Below are 11,750 nucleotides of genomic sequence, written 5' to 3'. Positions count from 1 at the left end.
TTCCTCCAAGCGGCTGCGGCTCAGTACGACTTGGGCAGGCCCAGGCTCTGGTGGGAGACGTAGTTGAGAATCATCTCCCGGCTCACCGGCGCGATACGAGCCACCCGGGCGGCCGTTATCAGCGAGGCGAGCCCGTACTCGCGAGTGAGGCCGTTGCCGCCGAGGGTGTGCACGGCCTGGTCGACGGCTTTCACGCACGCTTCTCCGGCGGCGTACTTGGCCATGTTGGCGGCCTCGCCCGCGCCGATGTCGTCGCCCGCGTCGTAGAGACGGGCGGCCTTCTGCATCATCAGCCGGGCCAGTTCCAGGTCGATGTGCGCCTGCGCCAGGGGGTGCGCGATCGCCTGGTGGGCGCCGATGGGCGTCTTCCAGACGGTGCGGTCGCGGGCGTACTCGATGGCCCGGCCGAGCGCGTACCGGCCCATCCCGATGGCGAACGCGGCGGTCATGACGCGCTCCGGGTTGAGCCCCGCGAACAGCTGGAGCAGGCCCGCGTCCTCTCCCCCACTGCCGAAAGCGTGGGAGGTGCCCCCACCGACGAGCGCGTCCGCGGGCAGCCGTACATCGTCCAGGACCAGCTCGAACTGCTTTTCCGCGGCCTTGAGTTCCATGTCGATCGGGCGCTTCTGGAAGCCGGGCGCGTCGGTCGGCACGATGAAGAGGCAGGGCTTGAGGCGGCCGGTGCGGGCGTCCTCGGTGCGGCCGACGATCAGTACCGCGTCGGCCATGTCCACGCCGGAGATGAACACCTTGCGCCCGGTGAGCAGCCAGTCGGCGCCGTCGCGGCGGGCGGTGGTGGTGATGCGGTGGCTGTTGGAACCGGCGTCGGGTTCGGTGATGCCGAAGGCCATCATCCTGGTGCCGTCGGCGAGGCCGGGGAGCCAGTCGCGCTTCTGCGCCTCGGTACCGAAGCGGGCGATGACGGTGCCGCAGATGGCGGGGGACACGACGAGCATGAGGAGGGGGGAACCGGCGGCGCCCAACTCTTCTAGGACGATGGAGAGTTCGGTGATTCCGCCGCCGCCACCGCCGTATGCCTCGGGGAGGTTGACGCCGAGATAGCCCAGCCTCCCGGCCTCGGACCAGAGTTCGGTGAGGGGCTTGCCCTCGGCGAGGGTGCGGGTGAGGTAGTCGCGGCCGTAACGGTTGCCGAGGGCGGACACGGCGGAGCGGAGTGCCTTGTGCTCTTCGGACTCGATGAGGGTGGTCATGCGATTCCTCCGGATGCGGGTTGTATATGGGTCGGCTGCACGACCGCCAGCAGCAGGCCGGGCTCCACCTGCTGTCCCGGCTCGGCGTGGAGGGAGGTCAGGGTTCCCGTGGCGGGGGCCGAGATCTGGTGCTGCATCTTCATCGCCTCCAGCCAGATCAGGGGCTGTCCGGCGGTGACCGTCGCGCCCTCTGTCAGGCCGTCGGCGACCCGTACGACCGTGCCGGGCATCGGCGCCACCAAGGAGCCCGGAGCGAGCTGGGCGGTGGGATCGGGGAAGCGGGGCAGCGCGATCAGCCGCTCGGCGTTCACGTACACCTCGTTGCCGTATCGCGTCACCGCGAACTCGCGCCGCACGCCGTCCACTTCGAGTACGACCGTGCCCGCGTCGGCGTGGACGACCCGTACCCCGTCCGCCGCCAGGCCCGCGCGGGTGTGCCGGTAGCGGACCTCGGTCTCCTCCCCCGCCGCCTCGTACCGCTTGACCTGGTCCTGGGACGGCACATTGCGCCAGCCGCCGAAGCGGGAGCGGCCATGGGCGTCGGCGAGGGCGGCGGCGAGCGGGGCGAGGGGGTCGGGGGCGGGCGTCGTGAGGGCGGCCAGGTGGCGGTCGTAGAAGCCGGTGTCCATGCGGCCGGAGGTGAACTCCTCGTGGCGCAGGGAGCGGACGAGCAGATCGCGGTTGGTGGCGGGGCCGTGGATCACCGCCGATTCCAGGGCGCCCGCGAGCCGCCGGACCGCCTCCGCGCGGGTCGGGGCGTGGGCGACGGCCTTCGCGAGCATCGGGTCGTAGTGGACGCCGATGGGGTCGCCGTCGCCGTAGCCGGTGTCGAGGCGGACCCCGGGCGGCACGGCGAGCCGGTGCAGGGTGCCGGTCTGCGGGGCCCAGTCGCGGGCGGGGTCCTCGGCGTACAGGCGGACCTCGATCGCGTGGCCGCGCGGGCTCGGCGGGTCCTTCTCCAGGGCATGGCCCTCGGCGATCCGGAGCTGCTCGGTGACCAGGTCGAGCCCGAACACCGCCTCGGTCACCGGGTGTTCGACCTGGAGGCGGGTGTTCATCTCCAGGAAGTGCGCGCGGCCATCGGCGACCAGGAACTCGACGGTGCCCGCGCCGACGTAGGAGACGGCGCGCGCGGCCCGTACCGCCAGGGTCCGCAGCTCCCGCGCGAGCCGCTCGGGCAGGCCGGGTGCCGGGGCCTCCTCGATCACCTTCTGGTGGCGGCGCTGGAGGGAGCAGTCGCGGGTGCCGAGCGGCCACACCGTGCCGTGGGTGTCGGCGAGGATCTGCACCTCGATGTGGCGGCCGTTCTCGATGTACGGCTCCATGAACACCTCGCCGTCCCCGAAGGCGCTCGCGGCCTCGGCGCGCGCCCCTTCCAGGGCGTCCCGGAGCTCGTCCAGACGGCGCACGATCCGCATCCCGCGCCCCCCGCCGCCCGCCGCCGCCTTCACCAGCACCGGCAGGTCCCCCTGGGTGACCTCCCCCAGGGGTTCCAGGCCCATCAGCCGCTTGGCGCGCGTCTTGGAGGCCATGGCCTCGATGGCCTCGGGGGACGGCCCGATCCAGGTCAGACCGGCGTCCAGGACCGCGCGGGCGAAGTCCGGGTTCTCGGAGAGGAAGCCGTAACCGGGGTGCACGGCGTCCGCGCCGGCCGCGAGGGCGGCCTTCACGATCAGGTCACCGCGCAGATAGGTGTCGGCGGGCGCCGCGCCCGGCAGCCGTACCGCCGTGTCCGCCCGGCGGGTGTGCAGGGCGTGCTCATCGGCGTCCGAGTACACGGCGACCGTGCGGATGCCCAGGTCGGAGCAGGTGCGGAAGATACGGCAGGCGATCTCGCCGCGATTGGCGACCAGCAGTGTCTGGATCATGGACCTCACATCCGGAAGACGCCGAAGCCGCCGCGCGCGCCCGCGTAGGGGGCGGTGTGGATCGCGGAGAGGCACAGGCCGAGGACGGTACGGGTGTCGCGCGGGTCGATGACGCCGTCGTCGTAGAGCCGCCCGGACAGGAACATCGGCAGCGACTCGGACTCGATCTGCTGCTCCACCATGGCGCGCAGGGCGGCGTCCGCGTCCTCGTCGTACGGCTGCCCCTTCGCCGCCGCCGACTGCCGCGCGACGATCGACAGCACACCGGCGAGCTGCTGCGGGCCCATGACGGCGGACTTGGCGCTGGGCCAGGCGAACAGGAAGCGGGGGTCGTAGGCGCGGCCGCACATCCCGTAGTGGCCGGCCCCGTAGGAGGCGCCCATGAGGACGGACAGGTGCGGGACCCGGGAGTTGGACACCGCGTTGATCATCATCGCGCCGTGCTTGATGATCCCGCCCTGCTCGTACTCCCGCCCGACCATGTAGCCGGTGGTGTTGTGCAGGAAGAGCAGCGGGATGTCGCGCTGGTTGGCGAGCTGGATGAACTGGGCGGCCTTCTGCGACTCCGCGCTGAACAGCACCCCCTGGGCGTTGGCGAGGATGCCGACGGGGTAGCCGTGCAGGGCGGCCCAGCCGGTCACCAGGCTGGTGCCGTACAGCGGTTTGAACTCGTCGAAGTCGGAGCCGTCCACGATCCGGGCGACGACCTCGCGCGGATCGAAGGGGATCTTGAGGTCGCCGGGGACGATGCCCAGCAGTTCCTCCGGGTCGTACTTGGGTGGCTCGGCGGGGCCCGGATCGGCGGTCGCCTTGCGGTGGTTGAGGCGCGCGACGACCCGGCGGGCCTGGCGCAGGGCGTCCCGCTCGTCCACGGCGAAGTAGTCGGCGAGCCCGGAGACGCGGGCGTGCATCTCGGCGCCGCCCAGGGACTCGTCGTCGCTCTCCTCGCCGGTGGCCATCTTCACCAGCGGCGGTCCGCCGAGAAACACCTTGGCCCGTTCCTTGACCATGATGACGTGGTCGGACATGCCGGGGATGTAGGCGCCGCCCGCCGTGGAGTTGCCGAAGACGACGGCCACGGTCGGGATCCCGGCGGCCGAAAGCCGGGTCAGATCACGGAAGATGGCGCCGCCGGGGATGAAGATCTCTTTCTGCGAGGGCAGATCGGCGCCGCCCGACTCCACCAGGCTGACGCAGGGCAGCCGGTTGGCGAGCGCGATGTCATTGGCGCGCAGGGCCTTCTTCAGGCTCCAGGGGTTGCTGGCGCCGCCGCGCACGGTCGGGTCGTTGGCGGTGATCAGGCACTCCACGCCCTCGACCACACCGATCCCGGTGACGAGGGAGGCACCGACGGTGTACTCGCTGCCCCAGGCGGCGAGCGGGGACAGCTCCAGGAACGGGGTGTCCGGGTCGAGCAGCAGCTCGATGCGCTCACGGGCGAGCAACTTGCCGCGCTTGCGGTGCCGTTGGACGTACTTCTCGCCGCCGCCCGCGAGCGCCTTGGCGTGTTCGCCCGCCAGCTCGGCGAGTTTGCCGAGCATGGCCTCGCGATTCGCCGTGTAGTCGGGGTGGTGGGTGTCCAGGGCCGTGTCGAGGACGGTCACAGCAGGGCCTCCGGGATGTCCAGGTGGCGGGAGCGCAGCCATTCGCCGAGGGCCTTGGCCTGCGGGTCGAAACGGTGCCGGGAGGCGACGCCGGCGCCGAGGATGCCGGTGACGACGAAGTTCAGGGCGCGCAGCCCGGGGAGCGGGTGGCGGGTGACGGGCAGCTCGCGGCTCTCCGGGATAAGCTCCCGGAACCGGTCCACCGTCAGCTCGTGCGCGAGCCATCGCCATGCCTCGTCGGTACGGGCCCACACCCCCACATTGGCGTTCCCGCCCTTGTCCCCGCTGCGGGCACCGGCGACGAGACCGAGGGGTGCACGGCGGGTGGCGCCGTACTCCAAGGGAGCGGGGAGTCCGGCGGCGGGCGCCTCCGCCAGGGGGAGGGTCTCGGGGGGCGGTGGGACCCGTACGGGCCGCCCGTCGGGGAGGACGGCCGTGTGGGGCACCTCCCCCTGGGGCACGTACGTGTCCTCGAAGATCCCGTAGGGGTCGCCCTTGCCGGGCGGGGCGAGCACATGGAATCCGGGGTAACTGGCCAGCGCCAGCTCGATGGCCGCCCCGCTGAGCGCCCGCCCGACGACCTTCTGGTCCGGATCCCGTACGACCAGACGCAGCAGGGCGCTCGCGGTCTCCTCGGTGCCGGCGTCGGGGCGGTCGGTGCGCACGAGTTCCCAACGGACGTCGGCGGGCGGTGACTTGGCCATCTCCGCCGCCAGCTGGTCCTTGACGAGGTCCGCCTTGGCCTCGATGCCGAGCCCGGTGAGTACGAAGACGACCTCGTTGCGAAAGCCCCCGAGCCTGTTGAGCCCGACCTTGAGGGTCGGCGGTGGCGCTTCCCCCCTCACCCCTGCGATCCGCACCCGGTCGGGCCCGTCCTGGCGCAGCCGGACGCTGTCCAGGCGGGCGGTGACGTCGGGTCCTGCGTACCGGGCGCCCCCGGTCTCGTACAGCAGCTGCGCGGTGACCGTGCCGACGTCCACGAAGCCACCGGTGCCGGGGTGCTTGGTGATGACGCTGCTGCCGTCGGCGTGGATCTCGGCGAGCGGGAAGCCGGGCCGTCGTACGTCGCCCTCCTGGAAGAACGCGTAGTTCCCGCCGGTGGCCTGGGTTCCGCACTCCAGCACATGCCCGGCGACGACGGCCCCGGCCAGCCTGTCGAACTCCCCCGGCCCCCAGCCGAAATGGGCGGCGGCGGGCCCGGTGACGAGGGCCGCGTCGGTCACCCGCCCGGTGACGACGATGTCCGCGCCCACCCGCAGGCACGCGGCGATGCCGAAGCCGCCGAGGTAGGCGTGGGCGGCGAGGGCGCCGGGGTGGTCGGCGGTCAGGTCGTCGCCCTCGACATGGGCGACACGCAGGGGGATGCCGAGCCGGTCGACCAACTCGCCTATGTGCCCGGCGAGTCCGGCGGGGTTGAGGCCGCCCGCGTTGGTGACGATCCGCACCCCGCGCTCCTGGACCAGCCCGAGGACGTCCTCCAGCTGGCGCAGGAAGGTGCGGGCGTATCCGGCGCCTGGGTCCTTCAGCCGGTCGCGGGCGAGGATCAGCATGGTGAGTTCGGCGAGGTAGTCGCCGGTGAGGACGTCGAGTTCGCCGCCGGTGAGCATCTCGCGCAGGGCGTCGAAGCGGTCGCCGTAGAAGCCGGAGAAGTTGCCTATCCGCAGAGGGTTCACCGGCCGGATCCCGCCGCCGGGCCGGCCGTCTCGTCCGGCGTCTCCTCCGCTGTCTCCTCCGGCGTCTCCACCGCCGTCTTCGGCTTCCGGCCGCCTCCCGGTGGGCCCGCGAAGACCTGGGCGATGTCCAGCCAGCGGTCCGCGTCCGGGCCCACGGCGGTCAGGGCGAGGTCGTCGCGGTGGGCGCGCTGGGTGACGAGGAGGCAGAAGTCGAGCGCCGGGCCGGTGACGCGCTGCGGGGCGTCGTCGGGGCCGTAGCCCCATACGGCACCGCTCGGCGCCGTGAGCCGGATAAGGAACTCCTCGGCGGGCGGGGTGAGTTTATGCAGCGAGTACGCGAAGTCCCTTGTGCGCACGCCGAGTCGGACGATGTGCGCGAGGCGGTCGGTGGGGGCGCGGGTGACGCCGAGCGCGTCGGCGACGTCCAGGCTGTGGGCCCAGGTCTCCATGAGGCGGGCGGTGGCCATGGAGGCGACGGCCATGGGCGGCCCGAACCAGGGGAAACGGACGCCGGGTTCGGCCGCGCGCAGGGCCAGGTCGAGGGCGTCGCGCCCGGACCGCCACTGCGCGAGGAGTTCCGCGGGCGGCAGCCCGGCACTCTCCTCCGCGCCCTCGTCCACGAAGGAGTCGTAGCGGGCGAGGGCCTGCTCGACCAGCACGCGGAACGCGTCCGCGTCGGTGACGGCGGCCAGCGCCGCGCGGTCGGTCCAGGCGAGGTGGGCGATCTGGTGGGCGACGGACCAGCCGGGCGCGGGAGTGGCGAGCGTCCACTGCTCGGGCGTCAACCGGGCGACGAGCCGGTCCAGTTCTTCGCTCTCGGCACGCAGGTCGTCGATGACGGGCGTCGGGTCGGCCATGAGGGGAGCATCGCAGCGGGCACGGAAACAATCAAGCGTGCTTGCATGATTTATTGAGCCGAACTTGGCCGAGGGCGCCCGGGGCGATGGAGGGCCTTTTCGGGGGTGAACCCGGGTTCACCCCAGGAGTGAGGTGAGGGTCTCGGTGAAGGAGTTCGCCGAGTACTCGGCGTGCGCGCGGATCCGCTCGGCCACGGCGGCCGCTCCCCCGCCCTCCACCAGCCGCACGATCCGCTCGGCCCGCCGCTCGTGCCCCTCGGGGCTGTCGGCGGCGGTGGGGAGGTAGAAGTCGGCCGCGTCGTACGCCATGTGCAGGACGTGCTTCTTCACATCGCTGAGCGTCAGGTAGTCGCGGTCGGTCGTCGGCACCGGCTCGGGCGCGCCGACGCAGACCACCGGGGTGCCGGCACCCCAGGCGTTGACGCACAGGTGGTAGGTGTCGGTGATGACGAGGCGGTAGCGGGGCAGGACCCCGAGCAGGTCGCCGACCGTGGGGTCGCCGGGGCGGGCGGGGAGGTGCCCGACCTGTCGCGGGGCGGCCCCGTCGAACCAGGGGATCCATTCCAGGGGCGCGTCCAGCCGCTCCGCGAGCCCCTGACAGAACCCGGGGAGCCAGTCGGGGATCTTCGTACGGGCCCCCAGGAACACCCCGATCGCCCCGCCGTCCGGAAGGTCCTGGGACCAGGGCGTGACCGGGAGGCCGGCCAGATCGCCGGGGCGGTTCAGCAGGGCCGCGTCGGAGCCGAAGTGGTCGGTCGGGCGATCCCCGCGCAGATGCCCGAGCTTGGCCGCCGACAGCGGATCACGCACCCAGACCCGGTGGCTCCGCGTCATCAGCCGCGTGAACAAGGGGCCGTACTCCTTGTCCTCGTAGTCCGACTGCGTGTTGTGCAGGATCGTGCCGCCGTAACTGAGGGTGCGGTCGAGCAGTTCGTCCGGCTGGTCGGCGAGCAGCAGCGTCCGGTTGAGCAGGGCGCGGGCGGCACCCCGGTCCTTGACCAGCCCGTAGTCGAGGAGCCGGTTGGCGGCGTCCTGGACGAGGTAGTGCCGGGCGTGCAGGAAGTCGCCCCAGAAGACGACCGCGTCATGCTCGCGCAGGGTGTCGACCTCGTCGATCAACGACCGGAACCGGAAGGGCAGTTCCGCCCCCCGCACGCCCTCCCGCAACCCCCGCAACGGCACGGTCTGCGGCAGATGCAGCGTGTACCAGCTCGCCTCGACCCCGTCCCCCATCCGCCGCCGCATCGCCTCGAAGGCCAGGTCGACGGTCAGCATCCCGGTGTTGCGGTAGCCGATGTTGGGCGCGGTGATGACGGCGACACGTGCCATGCGTTCCTGTTCCCCTGCCTGTTGCCGACGCCCCCGAGGACGCCGTGGACCCCTCCCCGCCAACGTACACATCACCTCCGCCGCCGGACCGGTCCACCCCCGCCCATTCGGCCAACCCGGCCACCGGGAAATCCGGGCGCCGGACGGGCGGCCGGTGCCGTACTTTCGGCGGATGGCCGATGAGCACGGGTACGTCGATGCGGACGGGTACTTCGGGGAAGCGGTCGCGGCGGGGTAGGACGCCTCGTCCGCGGAGATGTTCGCGCCGCGGGTCGTGGGACCGGCCGTGGAGTTCCTGGCAGGGCTCGCCGGGGACGGGGGCCGCGCGCTGGAGCTGGGAGTGGGGACCGGGCGGATCGCGCTGCCCCTGGCCGGGCGCGCGGGGTGCGGGTGCACGGGATCGATCTGTCGCGGGCCATGGTCGCGCGGCTGCGCGCCAAGCCGGGCGGGGCGGCGGTCCCGGTGACCTTCGGGGACTTCGCCACGACCAGGGTGCCGGGCACCTTCGACCTCGCCTGTCTGGTCTTCGACACGATCATGAACCTCACCTCCCAGGACGCCCAGGTCGACTGCTTCCGCACCGCCGCCGCCCATCTGGACCCTGGAGGCTGTTTCGTGGTGGAGGTCGGGGTGCCCGATCTGCGGCGGCTGCCGCCGGGGCAGGAGGCGGTGCCGTTCCGGGTGGACGGGCGGCGGCTGGGGTTCGACGTGTACGACGTGGCGACCCAGTCGGTCAGCTCGCACCATGTGGAGGTCGCGGACGGGCGGGGCACCTGTCGCGCGATCCCGTTCCGCTATGTCTGGCCGGCCGAGCTGGACCTCATGGCCCGGCTCGCCGGGATGCGGCTGCGGGAGCGGTGGAGCGACTGGGAACGGTCGCCGTTCACCGGCGAGAGCCGACAGCATGTGTCGGTGTGGGGGAAGACCGGCGCGTGGTGACCGGTGACTCCCTGGGCTCCTACGCCGACTACGCGTCCAGGGCCGGTGCCCTGGACCTGCCCACCTGGGTGCGCACCGCGCCGATGCTCGCGGCGATGACCAGGGCGATCGCGGCGATCTCCGGGGCGGAGAGGGCCTGGCCGAGGATGAGGAAGCCGGCGGTGGCGGCGAGGGCGGGGTCCAGGCTCATCAGGATGGCGAAGGTGGCGGCGGGCAGATTGCGCAGGGCCAGGAGTTCGAGGGTGTAGGGCAGGACCGAGGAGAGCACGGCCACCGCCGCCCCGAGGCCGAGCGTGGTCGGGTCGAGCAGTCGGTCGCCGGAGGAGGCGATGCCGAGCGGCAGGACGAGCAGCGCCGCGACCGTCATCGCCAGCGCCAGCCCGTCCGCCTGCGGGAAGCGCCGGCCGGTGCGCGCGCTGAAGACTATGTACGCCGTCCACATCACGCCCGCGCCGAGCGCGAAGCCCACCCCCACGGGGTCCACCCCGCTGAAGCCCCCGCCACCGAGCAGGAACACCCCGCCCAGGGCGAGCGCCGCCCACACGACGTTGACCAGGCGGCGGGAGGAGACGACCGAGAGCGCGAGCGGGCCGAGCACTTCGAGGGTGACGGCGGGGCCGAGCGGGATACGGGCCACGGCCTCGTAGAACAGGCTGTTCATACCGCCCAGCGCGACACCGAAGGCGATCACCGTGCCCCAGTCGGCGCGCGAGTGGCCGCGCAGCCGGGGCCGGCAGAACAGCAGCAGGACCACGGCCGCCGCGACGAGCCGGAGCGTCACAACGCCCAGCGCGCCCGCCCTCGGCATCAGCGAAACCGCGAGCGCCCCGCCGAACTGCACCGACACCCCGCCGGCCAGCACCAGCCCCACCGGCCCGAACGAGCCGAGACGCCCCGGAGTGCCCGGGGACCCGGGTGTCGTCGCGGACGACCCGGAAGTGGCGGTGGGGGTGTTGACGGTGGTCACGGCGGTCCCGGTGCTCGACTCAGATCATGTACAGCTCCCTGTACTACCCGGTCCAGGGTAGTAGACCTCGTCAGGAGTGTGAACCTCTTATGACACTGTCCTGGATGCTGAGACATCCCCCTCCGGCATAACGGGCTCCCGCCCGCCACCGCCCCTCAGCGGCGCGCCATATAGACGTCGAACGCCTTGTGCAGCAGGCGGTTCAGCGGGAAGTCCCACTCGCCCACGTACTCCACCGCCCCGCCGCCCGCGCCCACCTTGAAGCGGAGCAGGCCGAGGAGGTGGTTGGACTCCTCCAGGGTGTCGGTGATGCCCCGGAAGTCATAGACATGGGCGCCCAGCTCATGGGCGTCGCACATCATCCGCCACTGCATCGCGTTGTTGGGCTGCACCTCCCGCCTGCGGCTGGTGGAGGCGCCGTACGAGTACCAGACATGGCCGCCGACGATCAGCATGGTGGCCGCGGCGAGCACCTCGCCGTCGTGCTGTGCGAGGTAGAGCCGCATCCGGTCCGGGTGCTCGGCGGTGAGCGCCGTCCACATCCGCTGGAAGTACGACAGCGGGCGCGGGATGAAGCGGTCCCGCTCCGCCGTCTCCGCGTACAGCTCGTAGAACGCCGGCAGATCCTCGTGGTCCCCCCGTACGACCTTCACCCCCGCCTTCTCGGCCTTCTTGATGTTGCGCCGCCACTGCTGGTTGAGCCCGCGCTGGATGTCCTCCAGGGACCGCCCGGCATACGGCACCTGGCAGACGTACCGGGGCTGCCCGGCGGCGAAGCCGTCCTCGCCGCCGGGCTCGGTCTGCCGCCAGCCCATCCGGCGCAGCCGGTCGACGAGGGCGAGCGCCCCCGGTTCCTCGGAGGTCGGCGGCGCGTCCCGCAGCCGGTGCGCGTCCGGGTCGGCGATGGCGGCCTTGACCGCGTCCGGGCTCCACCGCCGCACCACCACGGGCGGGCCCATCTTCACCGAGAAGGCGCCCAGCCCCTTGAGGTGGGCCAGCATCGGCTCCAGCCAGCGCTCCAGGTCGGGCGCCGCCCAGTCGATGACCGGGCCCTCGGGCAGATACGCCAGATACCGCTTCACCTTGGGCAGCGGCCGCAGCAGCACCAGGCCCACCCCGACGAGCCGTCCGTCCGCCTCGAACCACCCCAGGCTCTCCGCCCGCCAGTCCGGCTTCACGTCCCCCCAGGACGGCAGCTGGAGATGGCTGGCCGAGGGGCGGCCCGCCACGAAGGCGAGGTGTTCGGCCCGGGTGACCGGACGGACGGTGAGGCTCATACGCGTTGCTCCTTCATGACTCGCT

General features: G+C 72.4%; 8 protein-coding genes and 1 pseudogene. 1 reads left to right on the top strand and 8 read right to left on the bottom strand.

Annotated elements, in window-relative coordinates:
- Positions 1–20: 20 nt before the first annotated feature.
- The 6 genes from HEP81_RS21400 to HEP81_RS21375 all read right to left on the bottom strand — a co-directional run bounded on the left by HEP81_RS21400 (position 21) and on the right by HEP81_RS21375 (position 8,542).
- The gene (locus tag HEP81_RS21400; protein WP_037653299.1) at positions 21–1,211 is read right to left on the bottom strand and encodes an acyl-CoA dehydrogenase family protein; all 1,191 of its coding nucleotides are present in this window, start codon (positions 1,209–1,211) and stop codon (positions 21–23) included.
- Positions 1,208–3,079 (bottom strand): acetyl/propionyl/methylcrotonyl-CoA carboxylase subunit alpha, encoded by a 1,872-nt coding sequence (locus HEP81_RS21395; RefSeq protein ID WP_037653300.1) that lies wholly within the window; start codon positions 3,077–3,079, stop codon positions 1,208–1,210. Before HEP81_RS21395 ends, HEP81_RS21400 begins: the two co-directional genes overlap by 4 nt.
- Positions 3,080–3,084: 5 nt before the next feature.
- Positions 3,085–4,683, bottom strand: a complete 1,599-nt coding sequence (locus HEP81_RS21390; RefSeq protein WP_037653301.1) for an acyl-CoA carboxylase subunit beta — start codon at positions 4,681–4,683, stop codon at positions 3,085–3,087.
- Positions 4,680–6,356 (bottom strand): acyclic terpene utilization AtuA family protein, encoded by a 1,677-nt coding sequence (locus HEP81_RS21385; RefSeq protein ID WP_037653302.1) that lies wholly within the window; start codon positions 6,354–6,356, stop codon positions 4,680–4,682. Before HEP81_RS21385 ends, HEP81_RS21390 begins: the two co-directional genes overlap by 4 nt.
- Positions 6,353–7,213: a TIGR03084 family metal-binding protein gene (locus HEP81_RS21380; protein WP_051849990.1), complete on the bottom strand. Its 861-nt coding sequence runs from the start codon at positions 7,211–7,213 to the stop codon at positions 6,353–6,355. Before HEP81_RS21380 ends, HEP81_RS21385 begins: the two co-directional genes overlap by 4 nt.
- 117 nt (positions 7,214–7,330) lie before the next feature.
- Positions 7,331–8,542 carry a polysaccharide pyruvyl transferase family protein gene (locus HEP81_RS21375; RefSeq protein ID WP_037653303.1) on the bottom strand — a complete coding sequence of 404 codons (1,212 nt, stop codon included), beginning with the start codon at positions 8,540–8,542 and terminating at the stop codon, positions 7,331–7,333.
- A 172-nt stretch (positions 8,543–8,714) separates the two neighbouring features.
- Between HEP81_RS21375 and HEP81_RS21370 the strand changes: the two are divergent.
- A pseudogene (locus HEP81_RS21370) lies at positions 8,715–9,481 on the top strand (class I SAM-dependent DNA methyltransferase).
- A gap of 28 nt (positions 9,482–9,509) precedes the next feature.
- On the opposite strand, the gene HEP81_RS21365 reads toward HEP81_RS21370, so the two are convergent.
- Together HEP81_RS21365 and HEP81_RS21360 are read right to left on the bottom strand one after the other, a co-directional pair.
- On the bottom strand, positions 9,510–10,448 hold the full coding sequence (locus HEP81_RS21365; protein WP_037653305.1) for an EamA family transporter: 939 nt from the start codon (positions 10,446–10,448) through the stop codon (positions 9,510–9,512).
- Positions 10,449–10,603: 155 nt separating this feature from the next.
- Complete coding sequence (locus tag HEP81_RS21360; RefSeq protein WP_037653306.1) at positions 10,604–11,725, bottom strand: lipid II:glycine glycyltransferase FemX; 1,122 nt, start codon at positions 11,723–11,725, stop codon at positions 10,604–10,606.
- Between the last annotated feature and the right edge of the window lie 25 nt (positions 11,726–11,750).

The sequence above is a fragment of the Streptomyces griseofuscus genome, assembly GCF_014673495.1.
Classification (GTDB): Bacteria; Actinomycetota; Actinomycetes; order Streptomycetales; family Streptomycetaceae; genus Streptomyces; species Streptomyces murinus.
The sequence above is the reverse complement of the archived record's forward strand: the minus strand, read 5'-3'. Positions and strand labels throughout refer to the sequence as shown.